Below are 24,041 nucleotides of genomic sequence, written 5' to 3' on the forward strand. Positions count from 1 at the left end.
GTTGTTCACTCTCCCGCGTATAGTTTAACCGTGATCTTCACACCATTAGGTTCCCGATTGTTGATCTCAAGCCTGGCTGAGTGACCGGGATGTGAGTTCAATTGAAGTCGGCGTATTACATTTCGTAGACCGATGGATTCAGACTCATCGGATTCTTGGATGGATAACCCGGTTGTTGTATGACTTTGATGTAGCCATCCCCGGATCTCCAGTAATTTATCTTCAGGTATGGAGGGGCCGTTATTATTCAGTTCTATTTCAATCCAATGATCATTGATCCGGCGGCTGGATAGGGATATGTGACCTTTGCCAGGCTGAATATCCGCTCCATGTTTGAAATAGTTCTCAATTAAAGGTTGTAACGTCATTCTTGGCATTTCGACAGACAGGGTATCTTCAGCAAAATCCAAATCCACCTCAAGACGGTCACCAAACCGCTCCTGCTGCAGTTCCAGATATAACCGGGCATGCTCCGCCTCTTCGCGTAAGGTCACGCAGGTCTGATCCCGCATGCTGTAGCGCAGCATTTTGGACAGGCTAGAGAGTAGTGTATACGCCCGTTGTCCTTGCTGTTGAAGGGCAAGTGTACCTATGGATTGTAGTGTGTTATATAGAAAATGCGGATGAATCTGCGCTTGCAACGCTTTAAGCTGATTTGTTTTATTGGCGATTTCGAGTCGATATTCCCGCAAAATAAGATTATTTACCGTATCCATCATATCTCGGAAATGACGAGCGAGCACCCCAAATTCATCTCGGCTGGATAGATGGATATCCACATGCAGACGCCCGGCTTGAATCTGGTTCATATATCGCATAAGTTGCTTGAGCGGACCAGTGATTCGGATGGAGATGAATAAGGTTGCAACAATGACTAATACAAGTGCCGCAATGGCAATCATCGCGTTATTCCACGTAAGTGTGGTGGCTCTGGCATATAACGTCTCATTTGGGATCTGTTTGACGATGGTCCAGTCAGCGTACGTGCTGCCGAGTTGCTGGTATACATACATGGAACGATCCTGTTCAAAATGCCCTGCGACATTCTGGGCTGTACCTGCGCTAGATCGCGCGATATTCAGTTCACTAGCCGTTTCCTCTCGTAGTGCATCCGTATGATTAACCTCGGAACGTCCTTGGTAAATGATCTGATTCTGACCATCCACAACATAGATTTGTTCCTTAGCCGGATCATACAGCCTGCCACAGATTGCTGCAATGGTATTCATATTCAGATCAATGGCGAGTACACCCAGGCGCTCGATGGACGGAATATCCTTGATCACCCGATGCAGGGTAATGACCGTTCTGGCAGGGTCATCGGGGGAGGCAGCCTTGAATCCGTACGTGTGACTCATATGTGCCGATTCCACCCAGATGTCCGGGCTGTCACCGCCTGTTTTTCCATGAAGGGAGCCGGAATAGGCCTGTTTGCGTTCCTCCCGCTTCGGAAAGGGATTGGTAATTAAGGTGGATTGATTGGCGGCAAAAGAGTGCAAATACAGCTGGAATACATCTGGCACAGCCGCGCGGATCGTCTGCAAAGTGGTGTACACCTCGGCAACCGCACGATAATCACCAGGAATCTTTGCCAAGTTACGCAGAAAGTTCGGGTCGTTATACACAGCGAGCGACGCTCTGGCCACGTTATCCACATAGTTGTTGAGATTGGTGGACGCTTGGTAGATCAGCCGTTTGTTCTCTTCAACAGCTTGTTCCCGCAAGGCCGTTTTGGTCTGGATAAACGTCATGCTGATCGATGCCAGTAGCGGAAGGGTGGTAGCAATGAGCATAAAGGCAATCAATTTGGTGCGTATACTGTAGTATTTGGACATCGGAACACCCCTTCTGGTTGCAGGTTAAGAGAGGACAATATTTTACCCCCAACTGTTCACAAGGGTCGGTGTTTCCCTCGGCGATAATGGGGTTTAATAGAAAAAGAGACCAATTTCATCCATCTATAGAAGGGGAGAACGATATGAAGCATCGCAAATCTTCACAGCTGTTACAGCAGCTTGTGTTCGTGGGTCCCTCCATCGTGTTTTTTATTCTCATCATCGTGGTCCCTTTCCTGCTTGGCATGGTGTATTCCTTCACGGACTGGAACGGGGTATCCGAGAACATTAATTGGGTAGGGTTTGATAACTTCGTGCATGTTTTTGCGAATGATCCGAAGTTCCAAACGGCGTTTTGGTTTACGGTGCGCTTCACCGTGGTTGGTGTAGTACTGACCAATGTGATTGGCTTTTTCCTGGCGTATTTCCTGACCAAACCGCTCAAGACGAGAAACATTCTGCGTACGATCTTTTTTATGCCTAACGTGATCGGTGGGTTGTTGCTTGGCTTTATCTGGCAGTTCATATTTGTGAAAGGGTTTTCAGCAGTAGGCGATGTAACCGGCTGGTCCTTCTTCAATCTTCCTTGGCTGGGAGACGAACCAACTGCCTTCTGGGGAATCGTGATTGTGTTTGTATGGCAGACCGCAGGATATCTGATGGTCATCTACATCTCATCTCTGACAAATGTATCCCCTGATCTACTGGAAGCTGCCGAGATTGATGGGGCAAGTCGCTGGCAGGTACTGCGGAGCATCATTCTTCCGCTCATTATGCCAGGTGTAACGATCTGTCTGTTCCTGGCGATCTCCTGGTCGTTCAAAATGTTCGATCTCAATCTGTCGCTGACCAAAGGTGGACCATTCGGATCAACAGAATCGGTTGCACTTAATATTTACAATGAAGCCTTTGTAAATAACAGATATGGCATCGGAACCGCCAAAGCACTCGTGTTCTTCGTAATCGTTGCCATCATCACCATGATTCAGGTACGTCTGACGAAGAGCAAGGAGGTAGAAGCCTAATGGAGACGACGAAAAATTACCGCTTCAGTACCATAGTAACCGAGATTGTCATGGTACTCCTTGGACTTTTATTCCTGGTTCCGTTTTACTTCCTGTTTGTGAATTCAGTCAAAACCTTCGGTGATCTGCTCACCAATTCAGCTGCATGGCCGGAAGTATTCCAGTGGGGCAACTATGCGAACGCTTGGGAGAAAATTAACTTCCCGTCGGCGCTGATGAACTCGCTTATCGTTACCGTGGTCAGCAATCTGTTGCTTGTGCTGATCAGTTCCATGGCCGCGTACCGAATGGTTCGCAGCAATACCCGGTTCAACCGGATTTTGTTCGGCATGTTCATTGCCGCCATGGTGATTCCGTTCCAGTCTATCATGATTCCACTCGTTACTGTAACCAGTAATCTGGGATTGATCGACAGCCTTGGCGGCCTCATTATCTGTTATCTCGGTTTCGGAGCACCGATGTCGGTCTTCCTGTTCCACGGATTCGTAAAATCCGTCCCACTGGAGATTGAGGAAGCGGCTCGCGTGGATGGAAGCTCGGTCTACGGGGTGTTCTTCCGGATCGTATTTCCACTCATGAAACCGATGTATGTAACCGTCATCATTCTGAACACACTCTGGATTTGGAATGATTATCTGCTTCCATCCCTGATCCTGCAAAGCTCCAACCTGCGTACGATCCCGATTGCGACCTTTGCACTCTTCGGACAATATACGAAGCAATGGGATCTGGCTTTGCCGGCACTTGTGCTCGGTATTATGCCGATCATTATCTTCTTCCTGCTGATGCAGAAGTATATCATTCAGGGGATTACCGCTGGATCAGTTAAAGGGTGAGTGTTGCGAGGGAAGGGTCGCTGTGGCGGAGTGCGAGGCAAGGTCGCTGGCGGGATCAAGTTGCGCTTTCGGTCGCTGTGCTCCTCGGTGGCCTGAATGTATTGGGGCAAGGAAGCCACCGAGTATCAAAGGCGAACGCTCCGCTCCTACATCGCATCCTGATCCCTTTGCTCCCACCTCGCATGGAGGTGTGCAAAGGGAGTCATGCCCGCATAGCTTGGGCATGACTCCTGGGGAAAAGAGCAATAAAGAAAAGATTTAAAGCTAAATCCGGTAAGGCAGAAAAGGGCCACTGGCGGGATCGAGCGGGAGTGGGAGGGAAGGGTCGCTGCGGGCTCAAGTTGCGCTTTCGGTCGCTGTTGCTCCACGGTGGCCTGAATGTATTAGGGCAAGGAAGCCACCGAGTATCAAGGCGAACGCTCCGCTCCTACAACGCATCCTTGATCCCCTTGCTCCCACCTCGCATGGAGGTGTGCAAAGGGAGTCATGCCCAGATAGATTGGGCTCCTTCTCTTGATAAATGCTAGTTGAGTTCAACTAAACATTTACAACGATAACGGAGAGGACAGAAATAACTTGAAGAAGCGAAGCGTTCGCCTAAAAGCTTTCTGGAAGAAAGCTGATTCGGAAGCATACGCTATCCCTGGATTTTTCCCATTAATAATGGATCAAAAAAAATCTGGGGATAACAGCGATCAGAAGGTTATTCTGTCATCGGAGTGCCAGTGTAAATATTCATTAGTGGAACTGTTATACTGAAACTACTATAGGGAGAGTGTATGTATGAAAAGAATGACAAAGTTGACGTTGCTTATGCTGATTGCTTTTTCGGTAATGCTCGCGGGTTGTGGCAATGGAGACAAGAGTGGTAGTCCGGTCAATACGGATGCTCAAGGTGGTGGCGAGGCTGCTGCTGGAGATAAAACTATTAAGATCTTTCAATTCAAAGTCGAAATTGCGGAAGCGCTCAATCGTCTCAAAGCGGAATATGAATCCTCCCATCCAGGCGTCAAACTGGACATTCAAACTGTAGGTGGCGGCAGTGACTACGGTGCTGCATTAAAAGCCAAGTTTGCCGCTGGCGAACAACCGGACATATTCAACGTAGGTGGTTATCGTGAATTGGATACATGGCTTGAATATCTGGAAGATCTGTCTGGAGAATCATGGGCCAAGGATGCACTCGAAGTAGCCAAAGAGCCAATGACCAAAGACGGCAAGCTCTACGGACAGCCGCTGGCGCTGGAGGGTTATGGTTTCATTTATAACAAAGACCTCTTCCAAAAAGCTGGTATTACCGAAATTCCAACGACACTGGAACAATTGGATCAAGCTGCACAGAAACTTCAGGCCGCAGGCATTACCCCATTCTCTAACGGGTATCAGGAGTGGTGGGTACTGGGCAATCATAACGTAAACGTGGCATTTGCAAATCAGGCAGATCCGGTGAAATTCATCCAGGGACTCAACGAAAGTACGGAGAAAATTCCTGGCAACCAAGTGTTCGCCGACTGGATCAACTTGCTCGACTTAACGTTGAAGTACAGCAACAAAAACCCTCTGACAACAGACTACAATACGCAAGTTACGTTGTTTGCGAGTGGAGAAGCAGCGATGATGCAACAAGGAAACTGGACTCAAGTACAGATTGATGGAATTGATCCGGATCTGAATCTGGGTATCCTGCCAATGCCAATTACTAATGAACCAAATGACAAATTGTTTGTCGGTGTGCCGAACTATTGGGTTGTGAACAAGAACTCTCAAGTGAAACCGGAAGCAAAAGAGTTTTTGGAATGGCTCGTAACTTCGGATATCGGGAAACAATACATGACAAAAGAATTCAAATTCATCCCGGCATTCAGTTCCATCACGGCATCCGAAGAGGATCTGGGTGACCTCGCCACAGAGATCATGAAGTATAGCCAGGAAAATAAAACACTCAGCTGGAACTTCAACCGTTTCCCTGAAGGGGTTCCACAAGAGTATGGCAGCACAATTCAGGCTTACGTTGCGGGCAAATCGGATAAAGCCGGATTGCTCGACGCATTGCAACAGAACTGGGATAGTCTGAAAAAATAATCCGGATCATGGACAGTATCCACAGGTTACCGGAACTGTTCAGAAATTTTCGGATAGAAAAGTTAGTCCATTAGATAAATAAGTCAATTGAAACAGGTTAGCCAGAAATCTTATTCTGGTTGGCCTGTTTTTGTTTTTCCGAGGAGCTAAAAAGTGCTTACTGGAAAAATGATAGATGGTAATATCCCTGAAATGTGGATAACCCAAAAGCAGTTTAACGATCTCATGACGTATTTAACACAGAGTTGATACTATATGTGGATATCCTGTGTGTATAATGACCTAAATGTGGACAAGTAACGAGAGGCTTAAGCCAGAGAGGATCTTTTGTTAACAGAAATACTTGTTTTCAATTGACTAGTACTTTATAGTTCTAAATATGACAAATCCAAAAATGAACACGGGACCTGCCAAATCCAAGAGTTCCAATCCGGTGAACCGGACCAAGGCAGTTGAAGTGGCGGCACAATTATTTCTGCGTCAGGGGTACAGCTACGTCAGCATGGATGAAGTCGTGCGAGTGAGTGGGGTATCCAAGTCGAATATTTATTATCATTATAAAAACAAGGAGGAACTGCTTCAGGCCGTGGTACAATACTGGATTGCCCAGTATGAGTCGGAGCTGTATCTGCTGCTCAGTCAGCGTGAGCGAGGAGTGGAGGAGCGTATCTACTCGTTTATGGCATTACTGTCGGCAGGCATTGAGGGCCGAAATTACGAAGGGAGCTGTCCTTTTGTTACGTTATATATGCAGACACCGGACAGTGCACCCCAAGTGAAGGAAAGCATATCCAGATTCTTTCGTGAGCTTAGACCTATGGTGGAGAAGTTGTTTCAGCAAGGTTTGGATCGCGGTGAATTTCGCAAAGAAATCGAACCGGGACCGGCTGCGTTGTTGTTTATTGCAGCACTGGAAGGTTCACTAATCCTAGCGGGAACTGCCCGCGATGTTGGGATTATAGAACAATCGGCACGTACGTTTTGTCAGATGCTTCGTTAATCGAAGCTCTTTTTTTGAATATAACTAGTACTATTTAGTACTAAAAGGAGCCGCAACAGAATGATTGTACATACAACAAACATGAATCAGGTAATAAGTAAGTCTAATATGGCAAGTACGACCATTTTTATGACAGGAAGTACAGGTTTTATCGGCAAAGAAACGGTCAAACAACTCACGCAGGGAGACGCACAATTGCTCTTGCTGGTTCGTTCAGAACAGCGAGCCAGAACTGTGCTGAAGGCTTATGGAGTGAAGGATTTCGACCGGATTACCTTTATTACAGGTGATTTGTCCAAGTCGGGTCTTGGACTTACCGCAGCGGACCGGGAGCGTGCTCTTGAAGCAAATGTGATCATTCATGCGGGTGGAACGATGGACGTCACTTTGGAACGAAAAGTAGCTGAGCAGATATTCATGAATGGAGCCAGAGAAGTGGCACAGCTAGCACAGGAAATCCACCGTACTCATGGATTGAGACACTTTATCCACGTTGTTGGTTATATGAGTCCTTATGGAGAGCGGAATGAACAGGGGAATTATCTCCAGGTTGAGCATGTGGATAACAATGAAAGTGCATATGAAGAGATGAAGTTTCATGCCGATCTGCATATTCGCGAGCATGCAAAACAGCATCACTATCCCTTATCCGTTGTAAATCCGAGTACAGTGGTTGGACCACGTCCCACAGGTGAAACCGAGCAAACGGGTGGGATTGGGCTGCTCATTCAGGCGATTCAGAAAGGACTTATGCCGGTCGTGCCAGGAGGTTCATCCTATTGGTTACCGCTTGTGGAGAATGACCTTGTTGCACAGACGCTTGTTTTTCTATCCAGGGAAACAGCTCCAGTTGGAGGTACCTATCCACTATTGGCGCGGAAGAAAGACAGTCCCAATATGAAGGAACTGCTGCAACTTCTGGCGCAGCAACTGGACGTACCCAAGCCAAAAGGGGCTGTGCCACTACCATGGATTCAATGGATCATGAGATCAGGTGGTTCACGCATCAGTGGTGTTCCAGCGGAGTCGGTTGCTTTTATTACCAACAGGTCATTCCCGGTTGAAGAGACGGAGGCACTGTTCACACGTATGGGGCAAAACTGGCCGGACATCCGGGAACAGCTTCCGCTGGTTACAGCCGATCTGGACTATCGTCTGCGGTATACGCCGTTACCTGAGGGTTTTCCGACAGATTATACTCGGTCACGGAGCGGAAATATGGCTATGCTTGGTTGGGAGGGTGAGGGAGAGCCTTGGATTATTGTACATGGTTTGCTTCAATCTGCGGATGAGATGTTACCTTTGGGACAACAGCTTAGGGACCGGACCGGGAACCCGGTATGGTTAATCGATCTCGCCGGATTCGGACGGTCCCCTGTACATCAGGGGGAAGAAGCATTTGAAGGTCAGGTGGATGCATTGCTTACGGCGCTCGGTGAGTTTGAAGGTCCGGTGAAGCTGGTGGGGCATTCGATCGGTGCTGCTATTGCAGCTGAGGCACAGATGCGTAGCGGGCGGACAGACATTCGACTGGGGTTGCTTCAGCCAGTAGCTAACAATTCGAATCCGAATGTGCTGAGATGGATTTCCCGTTTGCCAAGAGGGGTGATGCGCTCCCTGCTGCGTGGCAGATCGGAGAAAAGTTGGAATCAAATGTTCAGTTCACATAGCGGCGTAGGCGACAGCAGTGTTATGGCCGATACCATGGGCAAGAGAATACGCTCCAGTCTCCAGTCCCCTCGCATTGCAGGAGCACATGCAGACTTGTTGCGCTGGATTCACTCGGGTCAGAGGAAAGGCGCCAGATCAACGTTGTGGGCGAAAATGGAAAGTCAGCATTATGCCAAGAATGTATTAGTTGTGTGGGCCAATCAAGATCAGGAATATCACTATCCCCAGGATATGAACTCACAGGTCAAACGGATAGATGTACCCTATGGACATTACTTTCCGACGTTTCAATATAAGGAAACAGCTGCAATCCTCGCCGAATGGGCTGATACCTTGAGGTGAGTTCAGGCTTGGACATGCAGGAATCCTGTGCCAACTGTCGAAAGGGTCAAGTCGAGTTGCGAAGAGGATTAACCAAAGACAGGAGAGATGAATGTATGAGCAAGCAACGTGTGGAAATCAGTAAAAATGTGCTAACGGAATGTCTCGGACTGCGCAGCGGAGAGAATCTGGTAGTTGTCGCAGACGATATGAAACGGGATCTGGCTGAATCCATCTATGAGGCAGGCAAAGCACTTGGAGCAGAGTCAGTCCTGTTAATCATGGAGGAACGTAGCAGATCTGGAGAAGAGCCACCTGCGCCGATTGCAGAGGCCATGATTCGAGCAGATGTAGCCGTGTGTGTAACGCGATATTCATTAACACATACCCAGGCACGCAAAAAAGCCGCTGCCTCTGGTACCCGAGTGGCAACAATGCCTGGCATGACAGAGGATATGTTTGTGAACGGAGCTATTACAGCTGAATATTCGCAAGTAAAGGCGTTGACCGAGAAGGTAACGGCTCTATTAACCACAGGTCGCCATGTGCGAATAGAGAAGCAGGGCCATAGTCTTTCCTTTTCCATTGAAGATCGTAACGGTGTACCAAGCACAGGTATGTATTTGAACCCCGGTGAATCGGGCAACTTGCCGTCAGGAGAAGCTTATATTGCTCCGGTTGAAGGTAAAGGGGAAGGCCGTATTGTTGTAGATGGCTCCGTTGCTGGAATCGGTGCACTTCGTGAACCGTTGATATTAACCGTCAAGGAAGGACGGTTGGTGTCAGCTGAAGGCCCGGATGGGGCACAATTACTGGCAACACTTGGCGAGGGGGATGGCCGCTTTCTCGGCGAATTCGGAATTGGAACCAATAACAAGGCGCGAATCACGGGTGTGGTGCTTGAAGATGAGAAGGTATACGGTACAATTCATGTGGCCTTTGGCAGCAATAACACATTTGGTGGAACGATCGCCGCAGGTGTTCATATTGATGCAGTTGTACAAAAGCCGGACGTGTACATCGATGACAAGCTGATCATTCGTCAGGGTGAATTGGTCGAATAACTACAGCGAAGGAAATTGGGCGTGTCCACAACGTGTCCACAGTAATGGATAACTAAAGCGAAAATTCGGATTTTACGTCAGATTTACAAACAAATACACAACATGTCCACATTAAAATAATGAATATCCACATGAAACGCCAAAGATATCCACAGCATGTGTGCAATATGTGCACAACTTATCCACAAATCAGGTATAACTCGTATTTTCATGTGATAAAACAGTCGTTTTGGAGTAATTAAACAAGTTATCCACAGGAATAACGATTTTTTGTTCCAAGTATTTGAAAACATAGAAACAGATCCATAATATATGGGGATAAAAAAGACCAAAAATCGGCATAAAGCTGATCTTTGGTCTTTTTATTGAATATAATTTTTCAATCGAATGTCAGGTTACTTACGCTCAATATTTAAACGACTGACTTCCACCACCCTCTACAACAGGGCAAATGAGCAGAGCGGAGATAGCAACCGTAATGCAACGTCTGCTGAAGTTGGCAAAATTGATCTGAAGCCTAAACATTTGATCCAAAATAACCGATACACCAAAGTAACATCTAATGGGACGAAAGTAGTCTGATTATAAGGAATGAGAGGGTATGGGGATAACTATGGACGAGGGAATGCAATATATTAATTTTTCGGTAGGAGACCAGATCTTTGCACTACGAATCGATGAAGTTCATGAGATCATCAGAATGGTACAGGTAACAACAGTTCCATTTGGAAGTCCGGAGATCCGGGGCTTTGCTTCGTTGTATGGTAAGGTCGTTTCGGTTGTGAGTCTTCGTGTATTGTTAGGCATGCCGGATCAGGAGGATACCTCTTCTACACGTATTATTGTGGTGCCTTACAAAGGTGGATTTGTACCGCTGATCGTAGATATGGTCGATTCTGTCGTAAGTTACGATCGTTTCGAGGAACCAGCTGAGGAACACCGCCGTTTCATGCTTGGCGTTTTTGACAAAATCGGGTTCTGTGAAGATCATCGTGCGGGCATTTTGAACCTGGATGTATTGCTGGGCAGCTTGATCAGATCATAGTAGTATAACGATCCGTAATTCTTTCAATATTCAGTATTATCCTTCGGTTTACCCAAATGTTCCTCATCCGCTTTTCGGGAGAAGGGACATTTTTTTGTGTTGCTAACCATTGAAATAACCACTTTTTATGGGCAAAGGTTTTTAAATCCGGTCATTTTCGTATATGATGGAGAGTAACAATGCGAAGGGATGACGGGAGACTTTAATGATGCAATCGCTGTATGGAGTATGGCTTGGTGACGTATTTTTTTGTTTTTCCGGTGAAACATCGGAACCGCGTGTGGATGCATGGAGCCACGTGGTAAGAAGGTTGAATTTTGGCGACGGGGGTCGTCTGTTTCAGCCTGCCGCTCTGCGTCTTGCGGAGCTGCGTTGGCCGAATCCGCTGAGGAACACGGCTGAAGCCAAGAACACGAAGCGGCGTCAACTGCTGGGGCGCACATTGGAAGGATTGGCAGTCTCGCCTAAGGATGCCTTCAGGTTGCTGCTGCAATGGGATGACCGTTTGTTAAATGCAGCCGGAATTCAGGTTGGAGAAGAGATGCGTTACTGGATCAAAGCAGCGCAGTTCACACAGGAGCTGCTGTTGCGGGGAGCAATTGCTCCATCGGCTGAATTCGCAGCAAAGACCGGAGCACGGCGACGGACCGGGCAAGAGACATTAACAGGCGTATGGCGGCCACGCTTGCAGCAGGAGGAGGACATCGAACGCTTCCGCGATCTTGCTGAAGCGATGCCTCCGATTGGACTTTCTGCTCCTGGAGCTTATGCTTCATTGGAACCGGAAACGCGTGAAGAAGCAGGGGCTGCGGTATTATTTTCATTCATGAGTGGCATGATTCATGCTGTAGTGACAAGTGAACTGGAGGGCATGGACAGTGAACTGTCCCGTTACCGCACCCCATATCGACGTGGATCTTCGCCAGTAGCCGAACTCTGGTGGAACAGTCTCATCTCGATGTTCCGTCCTGTGACGGTGCAAGGGCCGACGGAAGATATGACAGCGTTTATTCATACGCTGCAAGAAGTTGGTGGAACGTCAATGCCAAGCGTGGGAGCAGAAGAGATGGCGCCTGCGGTAGGCCAATTGAAGCTGGTGCTCCGCTTGGAGCCTCCACTGGGCGAACATGAAACAATCTGGGGAATCAGCTTTTGGGTGGACAGTGAGCAGGAACCAAGCCTGAGGTTGCCTGCACGGACTATCTGGGCACATCCAGAGCGAGATTTGGACCGGGGGAAGGTGTTATATACCTCGGCGGCAGAGCAATTATTGATGGCACTCGGGCAAGCAGCAGAACTGGCACCTGAACTGGAGACGGCGCTGCTTACCGCCCGTCCGGAGGAAATTAAGCTGGAGCAGCAGGGTTTCTTTGAATTTCTCACGCATGCGGTTCCACGTTTGCAGAAGGCCGGGATAACCGTTCTCATGCCTTCAAGGTGGAGTCGTGCCGGGAAACGTCGTGCGGGACTGCGTCTGCAGATGTTGAATCGGGGAACAGAGCGGTTGCCTGGAGCCACATCGGCACTGGGCATGGAACAATTGGTTGCTTTCAAGGCGGAGCCAATGCTCGATGGTAAACCGGTCACGGCGGAGGAACTGGCAGCACTCGCTGAATCCACGGTCCCGTATGTCATGTTCCGCGGTGAATGGATTGAAGTGGATACAAAAGAGATTCGCCAAGTCCTTCGTTATATGAAAAAAGAAGAAGAACAATATATGCCTCTCTCCGAATGGCTGCATCTGGCAGCGGATGAAGGGGAGGATTCCGCATGGAAGGGCCTTTCCGTCTTTGGCGCCGAATCTGATGGGATGCTTGCTTTCCTGCTCGATGGACAGGTGCTTCGCAGCATTGAGCCTCGTCAGGTTCCGGCAGAATTGCACGGTGAACTAAGACCTTATCAGGAACGAGGTTATCAATGGTTGTCCGCGATGCGTGAGCTGGGCTTTGGTGTATGTCTGGCGGACGATATGGGACTTGGGAAGACCATTCAGGTAATTACCTGTCTGCTGGACCGCAAACACGAGGAACGCCAGGCAGCTGAAGAGGAAGCTCGTGAGAATGAGCTGTTGAATGGATCAGATGATTCTTTCCCGGCGGATCAGCACACGAATGACCAGCCTGTTCATCTGCCTGCACTTATTGTGTGTCCTACCTCGCTGCTTGGAAACTGGCAGCGTGAGCTGAAGCGGTTTGCCCCGGATCTGTCGCTGTACATTCATCATGGCGGGCAACGGTTGCACGGGAACGAATTCCAGGCAGAAGCGCAGACGCATGACATTGTACTGACGACCTATCATCTGGCAGGCAGAGATGGCCCGGATCTGGCTTCGTTGCACTGGTCCACCATTGTGCTGGATGAGGCACAATATATTAAGAACTACCGTACCAAGCAAGCGCAAAGCGTCATGCGCCTGTCTACACTTCATCGTATTGCGATGACGGGAACGCCTGTAGAGAACCGACTGAGCGAACTTTGGTCGATCTTCCAGTTTCTCAATCCGGGGTATCTGGGCACAGCTTCATCGTTCCGTCAGCGGTATACGGGACTGGGGCCATCCGAAGAAAATGCAGCATCCTTGCGTGAGCTTCATCGACTGGTATCTCCATTCATGCTGCGCAGGCTTAAGAGTGATCCGGATATTCGCAAGGATCTGCCAGAGAAGCTTGAACTGAAATCCTATTGTTCTCTGACGCCAGAGCAGACGGTGTTGTACCAGCGTGTGGTGGATGATCTGATGGGTGGTCTGGACGGCAGAAATGGCATTGCCCGTAAGGGGATTGTGCTGTCCTCCCTGACCAAGCTCAAGCAGATCTGTGATCATCCGGTGCTGGCGGACAGCAATCGGAAAGACCACGGCAAGGCTGAGGCATCCGGTAAGATGGAACGATTGCTTGAACTGCTGGACGCCATCCGTGATAACGGGGAATCTGCCCTGATCTTCACGCAGTATGTTGCCATGGGAGATTTGTTGGTGTCGAGGTTGAAACAGCGATATGAAGAAGAGCCTTATTTCCTGCACGGTGGTGTGTCGAAGGCGCAAAGGGATGAGATGGTGGAGACTTTCCAAAAAGGCGAGGGGCCGTCCATGTTTGTTCTATCTCTTCGTGCCGGAGGTGTGGGTCTGAATCTGACACGGGCGAGTCATGTCGTTCACTATGATCGGTGGTGGAATCCCGCGGTTGAGAATCAGGCGACGGACCGTGTATTCCGAATCGGACAGAATCGCAACGTGCAGGTGCATAAGTTGATCTGTCAGGGAACACTGGAGGAACGGATTGATGAGCTGATTGAAAGCAAGAAGGCACTCTCCGAGCAGGTCGTTGGTTCGGGTGAGAACTGGCTGACTGAGATGTCGGATGATGAGCTGCGTGGTCTGATCTCTCTTCAGGGTGAGACTTGGCTGTGACCTTGAACATTCAGAGGAATATAGATGTCGAGAAAGGGGGATTATTGTGAGCGAAAAATGGAAGATCGAGCTGCATATGTCCCCCGGTGGATGGACAGCAGAAGTAAATACAGCAGCGGATGCGGACCAGGAAGTTTCCGTTTCCGCTTCCGCTGCTGAGGGCAAGACCGGATCGGCCGCAGGCATGTTCACGGTCACGGGAACGCCCGCGCGACTGAGAGAAGCCCAGCGCGAGGCTGTACTGGCTCAGCTGCGCAAGCGCCCGCTGACGCTGTACGCCCTGCTGCGCGGCGGCCCGGCGTCCGAGGAGCTCGCCGGGCTGCTGCCGGCTACGCAAGCGCCCGAGGGCTCGCCAGGCGCAGCAACGGCCAGCACGGCCGTGGCGTGCACCTGCGGCCGCCCCAGCTGCGCGCATGCCGCGGCCGCTGAGCGCGCCGTAGCCGCGCGCCTCGCGGCCGAGCCGCTGCTGCAGCTGGCGCACGCCGGCCTGCCTCGCGAAGCGCTGCTCGCCGGCGTGCTGGGGGCATGGGCGGAGGAACTCGCCCATGATCCCAGCGGCCCCGGCCGCGCAGCGGAAACGGCTGGCCGCCCGCAAGTGCGGGGCGGCGAAGGCGGCGCTGCCGTCGGCGAGTGGATCGCCGAGGCTGCCGCGGACGGCGCCATGCACCAGCCGGGGCCGGGCTTTGGCGCCGTTGAGGTGCGCCTCGCGCAGCCGGGCAAGCCGCCGGCCTTGTCGGAGCTGACGGCGCTGCTGCCGGGCGTGCCGGCCACCGCAGGGCTGGATTTGATCCGCGAGCGTGTAGCCGCGCGGATGTGGCAGGCTGTCCAGAAGAAGACGGACAGCCCGGCAACCAAATGATGCACGCATCAGAGCGGGGGAGATCTCAGATCACCCCTGCTTGTTTTTATTGCAGCATGTTGCTCTAAAAGTCCAAAAAACGATCATACAGGCTGTACAGCCCGTATATGTTCATTCGGATCTCTTCTAAAGGACGTCTTTACTAGTGGAGCTTCGTTCCCAATTAAGGTATACTGTCGCAGGGAACATTGCATACAACAACTAGACAACATTTATATTATTGCGATAGGAGTTTTTACATGAAATCAACTACAGGAAGACAGCGCCGCATGGTGGTTATGCTGTCCTCATTGATGATATGCGGAGTTTTGCTTACGGCGTGCCAGAACGGCACAGAGGAGAGCCAGAATCCGAATGGAGCAGGTAACACACAACAGGAGTCGGACGGCACAACGGTTCATTTTACGGAGGATAAAGGAACGGATGGCGACAATGCTGGCGGGGATGACTCATCATCTTCTGGCAACAGCGGTGAAGGCACGAATAGCGAGTCTGGGAATGCTTCAGCAGGCGAAGGGCAGGGCTCTTCGGACAATGGGAATGGTGCGACAGCGGAAGATCCATTGCTGGAGAAACGCAGTATCAGCGCACTGCAAACGACGATTGATGCACAATCTGTGGTGACCAATGCTGAGTCTATGACCGTCATTGTGAACAAGCAACGGAGTCTGCCTGACGGGTACGAGCCGGACGATCTGGTAGAGCCAAATGTACCGTTCTCCTTCGACGAACCACACGAGAAGCGGCATATGCGCAAGGAAGCTGCGGAGGCACTGGAGAAGTTGTTTGCAGGTGCAAAAGCGGACGGCATTGAGCTTCGTGCAGTGTCCGGTTATCGTTCATATCAGCGTCAGGTATCCATCTATAACAATAATGTCAAAACCAAAGGTCAAGAATACACAGATCGCGTGAGTTCTGTGCCAGGCCGAAGCGAACATCAGACGGGTCTTGCCATTGATGTATCCAGCCCGAGTGTGGGCAATGTGCTGGAAGAGGTATTTGGCACATCGAAGGAAGGCCAGTGGTTGGCTGAACACGCTGCAGAATACGGATATGTCATCCGTTATCTGCAAGGTGAAGAAGATACCACAGGTTACGTCTATGAGCCTTGGCATATCCGGTACATCGGTACAGATTTGGCACCGGACGTGGCGAAGAGTGGGTTAACTCTGGAAGAATACTTCGATGAGGCTAATATCAAGTTGTAATCAGGCCTACCTATGGTTTCCATTTGATTAGTTAATACTATCTCGTTATGAACAGGTCCCAGGAAGCGCATCATTTGTTGAACAGATGGTGCCCTTCCTGGGACTTTTTTTGTGTACATCGAATTTTGGTATATCAAATATGTGCGAAGAAGAAGAACCACCAGCTTAAGTTTTAATTTTTTGTTCGGGATTCGAATGGGCTGATATAATTAAGGCATGCATTATAGATAAATACAACCAAAGCGAGGGACGAGAGAATGAGTAGACAGCAGGTATTTACCGGCTCCCCATGGGAACCGTTGGTGGGATATTGCCGTGCTATCCGTGTGGGTAACCGAATTGAAGTGGCGGGTACAACCGCGATGCAAGATGGTGTAGTTGTTGGGGCAGGTGATCCGTATGCACAGACAAGGTTCGTTTTGCAGACGATCGAGAATGCACTGAAAGAACTGGGGGCTGATATGTCGCATGTGGTGAGAACCCGGATGTTTGTGACCGATATCTCCAGATGGGAGGAAGTTGGCAAGGCGCACGGTGAATTTTTTGGACAGATCCAGCCTGTAGCTACCATGGTTGAAGTTAGCGCACTCATTGATCCCTTGTTGATGGTTGAGATTGAAGTGGAAGCGATTGTTGAAGATGAAGTCCAAGCCGATTGATTCTGACGGTTATCCGGAAGATATCTAAGGAACATAGGACGTCTTATTTGGCCATCAGGTCCTCTTTTTAAAATGTAAAGAACACCAGACATGTTATTTCTCGAATTCCTCTGATAAAAATACTGTAAACATCTGTTTATTCTGATATAAATTGTCTCAGATTCCTTAGATTTCTGCGGACGCTTCAAAGCCTTGAATAAGACGCCTCAGATTCGTTAGTGTTAACGCCACTTGCTCTCACATTCAGTATGCAACCTATTTCGTATGCAGCGCACATCGCACGTGTCTGCTCTGGACAAGTTTCAGGTACGCTTTGGTTTGAAGCAGTTTGTAGACACGCTCTAAAAAACTAAAACCAAAACCAAAACCAAAACCAACAAACCCAAAAAAATAACCTTACCCGTGCCTGTCAGAAGACAAGCGGATAAGGTTGTTTTGAACTAATTTCGCCGCCTGGCGCACGGCTGAGCTCTTGATGCGCCAAACTCATTACACCGCGCGCCAGGAGCTACATGCGAATGGCTGGTCATTATGATGCTCCACACTCATGACCCCGTGCTAGCGATGCACACGGTCGTCTGCAACAACATATAACATGTGTTTCAGCCAGACGTTTTTCCAACCGTATTATTTCGCTTCCAGCTCTGTTGCAGGTGCTTCAACAACCACTTTCCAAGCCGTTCCGATTGGAGGCAGGCTACGTGTCAACACAGGGCTGTAGAACCCAATGACTTTAGTGCCTTTGGTCAGTTCTTCAGCTTTTACCGTTTCACCTTCGTGGTTCACGATCAGTGTGTCTTTGTCGATGTTCAGCACGACATGGTCAGGAGCTGTTTCTGTTAACCGTGTACCTGTGATCTCAATCTGTGAGATGCTGCCTTCAGCTGTTGTTACATTTTCAATTGTACCCGCTGTACCCAGAAGCTCTTTAGGCTGTGCCTCAGATGCTGTAGCCGTATCCAGTACAGTAACTGTATAGGTTGGCGTTTGTGGTGGCAGACTGCGAGTAGTGATCAGGGAATGCTCAGCTTCCACGTTCATGCCAATGGCCAGATCAGTCAGTGCAATCTCTTTCCCCTCAACTGAGATGAATTTCGTCTCATCGCTAAGATTGAGCACAATACCATCCGTACCTGCACCGCCAATCTGGATAGACTTATATTTATCTTGGTTCGAGATTCTGGTAATTACACCACGTTCAGTAACCGTCTTCACGTCCTCTTCACTGGAGATCGTCACCTGATTTCCTGTTGTGTTCACTTGTCCATGCAGTGCTTTCTCAGCAAAAGATGCCGGTACATACAATTTGCCGCCTGTGATTTCGGGCGCTGTGCCCAGTGTGAGCAGCATTTTATTCACAGAATATTGATCCTTGCCTGTGATTACCTGTGTCCAGAGAGCGCCACGAGTCAGCTCTGCAGTTTTGGTTTCTTTATTCCATTCCAGTTCAATACCCAGTGCGTCGGTAAGATCGCGCAGCGGGATCATGGCTACTTTGCCATCCTTGTTCCAATAACCATCAGAGATGGATGCACCATTCACGGATACGTTTACTACACTCACTGCGTTACTATCTGCTGAAACGGATGTTTGATGGACTGGTTGTGTTTTGTCCAGTGTTGCTGCATAAGCGGCTCCGCCACCCAATGCCATGGATAGAGCCATCAGTGCACTTACTTTTTTCATGTTGTTGTTCATCAATATTCATCCCTTCTAATCTGTGTACTGTCGCGGTAAAATCTTCTTTAGGGCCGCGCTTCAAGTTAATAGACGGGACAAATGGTCTAAGTGTTGCAGTTGAAATGCAATGAACGTAAGCGGTAGGTTATTTAAAATTAGAAATATCGCTTGTATTGCAGGTTATCCGCAGCAGGATCAGGTTAATTTCAGGTAGTGGCCAAACCATAGTCCTATTTCACATTCAATTACGAGGAGGAACGGATTAGATGAGTGATATGTTGGTAGCGCTCTATCGTTTGCCGGAGCAAGAGAGTGGACTGAGAACACTGGAGGAATCCTCCATTGTGATTCGTAGAGCCATTGCCCCAGAAAAACAGCTTGTACTGGATTGGGTGAGGTCACATTTTAGTCAGGCTTGGGTGGATGAATGTGAGGTCGCTTTTGCGCGTCAGCCGGTGTCTTGTTATATTGCGGTTGAGCATGGGAAAATGATTGGATTTGCCTGTTACGAAGCGACATGTCGCAACTTCTTCGGACCAACAGGTGTGAGCCAGGATGCACGGGGCAAAGGTGTAGGTACAGCCTTGTTACTGGCCTGTATGCATGCGATGAAGGCGGACGGTTATGGGTATGCGATTATCGGATCAGCGGGACCTGTGGATTTCTATGCCAGGACGCTGGGTGCCGTGAAGATTGAAAATTCAACGCCGGGTATTTACGAAGGCATGCTGCGGGCAGACTAGACGATAATGATGTTCTGGAAGTTGTGGAAAAGGAAGGGAGGACGATGATGAGCACGAAACAAATGTTGCACATCGGAATGATTGGTACAGGATCAATCTCGGATCTTCATATGAGGTGTTATGCCAAAAACGAGGATGCCGTCATCTATGCCATCTGCGATCTGAACGAAGAACGGGCTAAGGCTGCTGCGCAGAAGTACGATGCTCAATCCGTGTACACCGATTATCGGGAGATGCTGGAGGACCCGCATGTGGATGCTGTCAGTATCTGTACCTGGAATAATACACATGCCGAATTTGCCATTGCTGCACTGGAGGCAGGTAAGCATGTGTTGCTGGAGAAACCGGTCGCAACCAATGTGGAAGATGCGCTCCGGATTGAAGAAGCGGTGAAGAGGAGCGGACGTACCTTTATCGTTGGATTTGTGCGGCGGTATGATAACAATATGCAGATGATGCGCAGATTCATTGATGCCGGGGAGTTTGGTGAACTGTATTATGCCAAAGCTTCCATTCTGCGGCGTCATGGCAATCCAGGCGGTTGGTTTGCTGATAAAAGCCGTTCCGGCGGAGGCCCCCTGATTGATCTCGGCGTACATATTATTGACCAGTGTTGGTACCTCATGGGCAAGCCGAAACCTGTTTCGGTCAGTGGTAATACGTATCGGAAGTTGGGCAATCGTGCCCATATCGAACATCTTTCTTTTTACAAAGCAGCCGACTACAGCGCAGCTGTGAATGACGTGGAAGATATGGCGAATGCACTTATTCGGTTTGAGAACGGGGCTTCGCTGGCGGTGGATGTGAGCTTTACCCTGCATGCACGCGGAGATGAATCTTCGGTGAAATTATACGGCGAGCGTGGTGGGTTCGAACTGGAGCCGGAGACACTGATCGTCACGGAGAAGAATAATACCATCCTGAATATTGAACCCCAGACGGACAATACGGGTCTCCATATTCATAGTGCATTCCAGAACCAGATTGACCACTTTGTGGACTGCTGCCTGAACGGCACAGAGCCGATCAGCCCAATTGCAGATGGCGTGGCTTCCACGCGCATGTTGTGCGGAATCTACGAATCCGCTGAGAAAGGGCAAGAGATTCGTCTGGATTGAGTCCATTTTACGTGGCCGTTGTCCTTCATCATATTAAAAAGCATGCGTCTTCCGCGTGATCTGCGGTTACGCATGCTTTTTGGCATCAGTCATTTGTTCAACGGTGAATTTTCGTACCCAGGGTCATCATAATCCGTATCCTGCAGCCTTGGAAGCACGTTCATGCTTTCAATTGCCTGCCGGGTATCCGGCGTGCCGTGGTCATACAGAAAGGTATACAGCAAGGTCATACCATCCGAAAATTGCTCTGTTGCCTCATCGTGGTCTGCTGATTTGTAGGGTACCGGTGCCCGTTGCAATGTATAGGCATCGTCCTCCTCCAGCACCTTCATCAGATCTTTCAATCGGCCCAACTGTTCGTCATCCACCAACACCTCAAAGGGTGTAGATTCGTTCTTTGTTTGCTCAATAAGATTATGAGTTACCGATACATACAGATGTTGTTTGTCGTCCTGCATAATCCAACCCCCATTCTGAAATGGAAAAAAGACGCTTCTACTGTTAATAAACAGCAAAAAGCGCCCTGAAACGAGCTACTATGCTCGTATGTTATTTACTCATCCACATGTTCAGTCACATATGACCAGCCATTACCTTTTCCTTCTAATCGACTTTGTTCAAAAAAATCAATTCCATCTACTGTAATACTGACTGACACGAGAGACGGTTCATCGCTAACTCCATAAGGGACCTCTTCCTTTGAGTTATTTCCCCAATCTCCCCGTTACGGGAACCTGGCGGGTACCGGCCTCCATCGATCCTGAACACAGGGGACAGGCGGGAGGACCCGATGATGCTTTCTTAGTTGCTTTAGAAGGTACAGCTGGCTTCTGTCTTAACCACGCTTTACAGGTGGATGAACTGCACTTCCAGACCGCAACGGTCTCCGTACGCTCAGCATTACCTGAACCTGAAGTGTGCGAATGTGAACTGGAGGAACTCGCAGCTGTCGGACTCACACCTGTGGTGCTGAATGCCTTATGATTGCGAATCTCCCCACTGCCACGCCGTTCACCGAAGCGATCCTCGTCACGTTCGTTGTGGACTTCGAAGTCCCGACGGTCACCGTGGCTGATGGCACGGCGCTGGGCCACATGCCGACCTTCGGAACGGGCACCTGAGCCGGACGAGCGGGCGTACTGTCCATTACCTTTACCATATGAAGTCTGACTGCTCGTCCGGCTCTCCTCACGAGGTTTGCGTTTGTCCGGAACTTCCATGCCGAAGGCTTCAAGCAGGAAACGGGACACATCCGCTGGTTTTCCGTGATGGCTCGCCGGTGAGGTGACATACAAGTACTGCTTGGCCCGTGTGATGGCAACGTAGGCGAGCCTGCGTTCTTCCTCCAGCGCCATGTCCAGTTCGGCATCTGTCTGCTGCATAGCAAGCGCAGCTTTCTGATCCTCAGGAATATCCTGACGAAGTGCTGTACTGTGCGGCACAATGCCTTCACTGGCTCCAATCCAGTACACACAAGGGAACTCCAATCCTTTGGCCCGGTGAATCGTCATCAGCTGTACCGCGTCACTGTCCTGTGCACGGCGCAGAGATTCCATCTCACGGTGTCTGCGGGAGAGTTCATCCGCGAATTGGATGAACTCTTCCACGGTTTCGAATTTTTTGACGGCAGCTTCGAATTCATCCAGGGTTTCCAGCATCGTTTCCTTATAATGGGTGAAGATGCTGGGATCACCACTTTCCATATACTTGTCGTAGAACTGTCTGCGCATCTCCTGAATGGCAATGATGGGCTTCAGTTTGTGCAGTGATTTGATCAGCTTGATGCGTTCCTTGACCTGTTCCTGCTGGAACGGTTTCAGCTTGTCCCATTTCACCAGATGGATGAGCGGATATTTCTTCGCCTGTTGTTGTTCACAGCGCTGAATCCACTCCAGACCCGCATCACGTGATACGTAGAGCGGTCCCAATGCACTGGGGAGAGCATCCATAGCACGTGGATCAAGGGACAGACGCAGATGATCCATCAGGGGTCTGATGAGAGACTGGTCATAAAAGACCGGAGAAGCACCATGCTGTACAAAAGGCACATCTTTCAACACAAGCTGCTCAAATACAGCCCGGCTGCTGCTGGCTGTCCGATGAAGAATTGCAATGTCACGATAGGTGTGTTGCCCTTCTTCAACCTGTTGACACAGCTGGTTTACGACCCATGCCGCTTCTTCCTCCGCATTGGAGGGGGTAGCGAAACGGGGCGCATCGCCGCGGTTTCCAGCGGCACGCAGCCGTTTGTCACGTCTGCGTTTATTGCGGGCGACCAGTTCACTTCCGAGTCCCAGAATGCGTGCATCACTGCGATAATTAATATCCAGCGTCACGATGCGTGCACCTGGGTATACTTTATCGAATTCCAAAATCGATTCCTGGCGTGCGCCATTAAAGGTATAGATCGTCTGGTCATCGTCTCCCACAACCATCAGGTTGCGGTGGGCGGAAGCCAGTTTTTGTACAATCTCATATTGCAGATGATTGGTATCCTGGAACTCATCCACCATAATGTACTGGAAACGCTTCTGAAGCGGCCCCAGAACAGCAGGGTCACGAAGCAGCGCGGCTGCCCGCAGTAAAATATCATCAAAATCCATTTTGCCGCGATCCTGCTTCCAGGCTTCGTAACCAAGAAGAACGCGCTTGGCATCGCGTTCTTCCTGCGATTTCTCAGGCAGATCGATTGTTTCCGATCCTTGCATCTTCCATGCGGACAGCATGGCCAGCAGACTTTCGGGCTGGAAGGCTTCACTCATGCCATTTTGGCGAAGAAGCATCTTCAGCACCGTATGCTGGGCTCGCGACTCGCCAAAGATCTCTTCCTGCACACCGTAATGACGCAATAATGTCAGCGCAAAAGAGTGGAAGGTGCGAGCCTGTACGGCTCTCGCGGCTGCCGGGCGTATACCTGGCAATGCGGCGATCCGGTCTTTCATCTCGGTGGCGGCCTTGTTGGTGAACGTCACCAGCAGGATACTGCCTGCATGTACGCCGCTGACCTCTATGAGGTAACCGGCTCTTGCAGCCAGCACAGTTGTTTTGCCACAGCCGGCTCCGGCGAGCGTCAGAATGGGTCCTCTGCCGTGACGGACTGCCGAGATTTGTGGTGCGTTTAACTTGATGCCTGCCTCTTCCAGCGAGCGAAAATAAAAGGCATCCTGTTGATCATTGCCCACGAGTTGTCGACTGGTCTCCAGCGGAGCAGACGGGGACTGGGGCAGGGACGCCGCCGGGGTAACCCCGAGCGGACGGGGGTAGAACGTTGAGTTCGGACTTAACATGTTTCATCCACCTCTGTATGCATTCAGGGATAGGACTATCCCGGCTAAAAGTAAACCATTTGCCCTTTTCACAATCGCATTGTAAATTGGTATGATAGAGTTAGTCGCCTAATCAGGCGGTTAAGTATGGTCAAAGCTTCATTATACCCGAACGTATGGTCTTGACGAAAGCCCCCGATTTCATCCAGTATCGGTATAA

General features: G+C 49.8%; 17 protein-coding genes. 13 read left to right on the forward strand and 4 right to left on the reverse strand.

The features are described 5' to 3' along the window. Positions 1-5: 5 nt before the first annotated feature. Positions 6-1,835, reverse strand: coding sequence for a sensor histidine kinase (locus MKY92_RS02820; protein WP_339299049.1), 1,830 nt, complete (start codon positions 1,833-1,835; stop codon positions 6-8). A gap of 143 nt (positions 1,836-1,978) precedes the next feature. On the opposite strand from MKY92_RS02820, the gene MKY92_RS02825 reads away from it, so the two are divergent. From MKY92_RS02825 to MKY92_RS02875, 11 genes are all read left to right on the forward strand, one after another. Further along, the gene (locus MKY92_RS02825; RefSeq protein WP_036607341.1) at positions 1,979-2,860 is read left to right on the forward strand and encodes a sugar ABC transporter permease; all 882 of its coding nucleotides are present in this window, start codon (positions 1,979-1,981) and stop codon (positions 2,858-2,860) included. Continuing rightward, complete coding sequence (locus MKY92_RS02830; RefSeq protein WP_215078168.1) at positions 2,860-3,696, forward strand: carbohydrate ABC transporter permease; 837 nt, start codon at positions 2,860-2,862, stop codon at positions 3,694-3,696. The genes MKY92_RS02825 and MKY92_RS02830 overlap by 1 nt, the downstream gene beginning before the upstream one ends. Before the next feature lie 783 nt (positions 3,697-4,479). Beyond that, the gene (locus MKY92_RS02835) at positions 4,480-5,778 is read left to right on the forward strand and encodes an ABC transporter substrate-binding protein (RefSeq protein ID WP_339299050.1); all 1,299 of its coding nucleotides are present in this window, start codon (positions 4,480-4,482) and stop codon (positions 5,776-5,778) included. A gap of 433 nt (positions 5,779-6,211) precedes the next feature. Further along, positions 6,212-6,778 (forward strand): TetR/AcrR family transcriptional regulator, encoded by a 567-nt coding sequence (locus MKY92_RS02840; protein WP_339301658.1) that lies wholly within the window; start codon positions 6,212-6,214, stop codon positions 6,776-6,778. 60 nt (positions 6,779-6,838) lie between these two features. Then, positions 6,839-8,791, forward strand: a complete 1,953-nt coding sequence (locus tag MKY92_RS02845; RefSeq protein WP_339299051.1) for an alpha/beta fold hydrolase — start codon at positions 6,839-6,841, stop codon at positions 8,789-8,791. Between the two features lie 95 nt (positions 8,792-8,886). Next, complete coding sequence (locus MKY92_RS02850) at positions 8,887-9,834, forward strand: aminopeptidase (RefSeq protein ID WP_339299052.1); 948 nt, start codon at positions 8,887-8,889, stop codon at positions 9,832-9,834. A 625-nt stretch (positions 9,835-10,459) separates the two neighbouring features. Further along, on the forward strand, positions 10,460-10,879 hold the full coding sequence (locus MKY92_RS02855) for a chemotaxis protein CheW (RefSeq protein ID WP_164783412.1): 420 nt from the start codon (positions 10,460-10,462) through the stop codon (positions 10,877-10,879). A gap of 205 nt (positions 10,880-11,084) precedes the next feature. Continuing rightward, a complete protein-coding gene (locus MKY92_RS02860) occupies positions 11,085-14,288 on the forward strand; it encodes a DEAD/DEAH box helicase (RefSeq protein ID WP_339299054.1) in 3,204 nt (1,067 codons plus the stop codon). 46 nt (positions 14,289-14,334) lie between these two features. After that, positions 14,335-15,147 carry a hypothetical protein gene (locus tag MKY92_RS02865; RefSeq protein WP_339299056.1) on the forward strand — a complete coding sequence of 271 codons (813 nt, stop codon included), beginning with the start codon at positions 14,335-14,337 and terminating at the stop codon, positions 15,145-15,147. Positions 15,148-15,386: 239 nt separating this feature from the next. Beyond that, positions 15,387-16,355, forward strand: a complete 969-nt coding sequence (locus MKY92_RS02870) for a M15 family metallopeptidase (RefSeq protein WP_339299058.1) — start codon at positions 15,387-15,389, stop codon at positions 16,353-16,355. Between the two features lie 257 nt (positions 16,356-16,612). After that, positions 16,613-17,014 carry a RidA family protein gene (locus MKY92_RS02875; protein WP_091038316.1) on the forward strand — a complete coding sequence of 134 codons (402 nt, stop codon included), beginning with the start codon at positions 16,613-16,615 and terminating at the stop codon, positions 17,012-17,014. A gap of 627 nt (positions 17,015-17,641) precedes the next feature. Here the strand turns inward: MKY92_RS02875 and MKY92_RS02880 are convergent. Further along, positions 17,642-18,700 carry a copper amine oxidase N-terminal domain-containing protein gene (locus MKY92_RS02880; protein WP_339299060.1) on the reverse strand — a complete coding sequence of 353 codons (1,059 nt, stop codon included), beginning with the start codon at positions 18,698-18,700 and terminating at the stop codon, positions 17,642-17,644. A 260-nt stretch (positions 18,701-18,960) separates the two neighbouring features. On the opposite strand from MKY92_RS02880, the gene MKY92_RS02885 reads away from it, so the two are divergent. Both MKY92_RS02885 and MKY92_RS02890 read left to right on the forward strand, forming a co-directional pair. Then, positions 18,961-19,437, forward strand: a complete 477-nt coding sequence (locus MKY92_RS02885) for a GNAT family N-acetyltransferase (protein WP_062837317.1) — start codon at positions 18,961-18,963, stop codon at positions 19,435-19,437. Between the two features lie 47 nt (positions 19,438-19,484). Then, positions 19,485-20,555 (forward strand): Gfo/Idh/MocA family oxidoreductase, encoded by a 1,071-nt coding sequence (locus tag MKY92_RS02890; RefSeq protein ID WP_339301660.1) that lies wholly within the window; start codon positions 19,485-19,487, stop codon positions 20,553-20,555. Positions 20,556-20,644: 89 nt separating this feature from the next. On the opposite strand, the gene MKY92_RS02895 is transcribed toward MKY92_RS02890, so the two are convergent. Further along, positions 20,645-21,013: a hypothetical protein gene (locus tag MKY92_RS02895; protein ID WP_339299061.1), complete on the reverse strand. Its 369-nt coding sequence runs from the start codon at positions 21,011-21,013 to the stop codon at positions 20,645-20,647. A gap of 246 nt (positions 21,014-21,259) precedes the next feature. After that, complete coding sequence (locus tag MKY92_RS02900; RefSeq protein WP_339299062.1) at positions 21,260-23,842, reverse strand: UvrD-helicase domain-containing protein; 2,583 nt, start codon at positions 23,840-23,842, stop codon at positions 21,260-21,262. Positions 23,843-24,041: the final 199 nt, after the last annotated feature.

It is taken from the genome of Paenibacillus sp. FSL R5-0623 (genome assembly GCF_037974265.1).
In the GTDB taxonomy this organism is placed as follows: domain Bacteria; phylum Bacillota; class Bacilli; order Paenibacillales; family Paenibacillaceae; genus Paenibacillus.

Excerpts from the sequence above, each read along its gene's own strand:
- MKY92_RS02820 (WP_339299049.1), bottom strand. The coding sequence starts at position 1,835 with ATGTCCAAATACTACAGTATACGCACCAAATTGATTGCCTTTATGCTC.
- MKY92_RS02825 (WP_036607341.1), top strand. The coding sequence starts at position 1,979 with ATGAAGCATCGCAAATCTTCACAGCTGTTACAGCAGCTTGTGTTCGTG.
- MKY92_RS02830 (WP_215078168.1), top strand. The coding sequence starts at position 2,860 with ATGGAGACGACGAAAAATTACCGCTTCAGTACCATAGTAACCGAGATT.
- MKY92_RS02835 (WP_339299050.1), top strand. The coding sequence starts at position 4,480 with ATGAAAAGAATGACAAAGTTGACGTTGCTTATGCTGATTGCTTTTTCG.
- MKY92_RS02845 (WP_339299051.1), top strand. The coding sequence starts at position 6,839 with ATGATTGTACATACAACAAACATGAATCAGGTAATAAGTAAGTCTAAT.
- MKY92_RS02850 (WP_339299052.1), top strand. The coding sequence starts at position 8,887 with ATGAGCAAGCAACGTGTGGAAATCAGTAAAAATGTGCTAACGGAATGT.
- MKY92_RS02855 (WP_164783412.1), top strand. The coding sequence starts at position 10,460 with ATGCAATATATTAATTTTTCGGTAGGAGACCAGATCTTTGCACTACGA.
- MKY92_RS02860 (WP_339299054.1), top strand. The coding sequence starts at position 11,085 with ATGATGCAATCGCTGTATGGAGTATGGCTTGGTGACGTATTTTTTTGT.
- MKY92_RS02870 (WP_339299058.1), top strand. The coding sequence starts at position 15,387 with ATGAAATCAACTACAGGAAGACAGCGCCGCATGGTGGTTATGCTGTCC.
- MKY92_RS02875 (WP_091038316.1), top strand. The coding sequence starts at position 16,613 with ATGAGTAGACAGCAGGTATTTACCGGCTCCCCATGGGAACCGTTGGTG.
- MKY92_RS02880 (WP_339299060.1), bottom strand. The coding sequence starts at position 18,700 with ATGAAAAAAGTAAGTGCACTGATGGCTCTATCCATGGCATTGGGTGGC.
- MKY92_RS02885 (WP_062837317.1), top strand. The coding sequence starts at position 18,961 with ATGAGTGATATGTTGGTAGCGCTCTATCGTTTGCCGGAGCAAGAGAGT.
- MKY92_RS02890 (WP_339301660.1), top strand. The coding sequence starts at position 19,485 with ATGAGCACGAAACAAATGTTGCACATCGGAATGATTGGTACAGGATCA.
- MKY92_RS02895 (WP_339299061.1), bottom strand. The coding sequence starts at position 21,013 with ATGCAGGACGACAAACAACATCTGTATGTATCGGTAACTCATAATCTT.
- MKY92_RS02900 (WP_339299062.1), bottom strand. The coding sequence starts at position 23,842 with ATGTTAAGTCCGAACTCAACGTTCTACCCCCGTCCGCTCGGGGTTACC.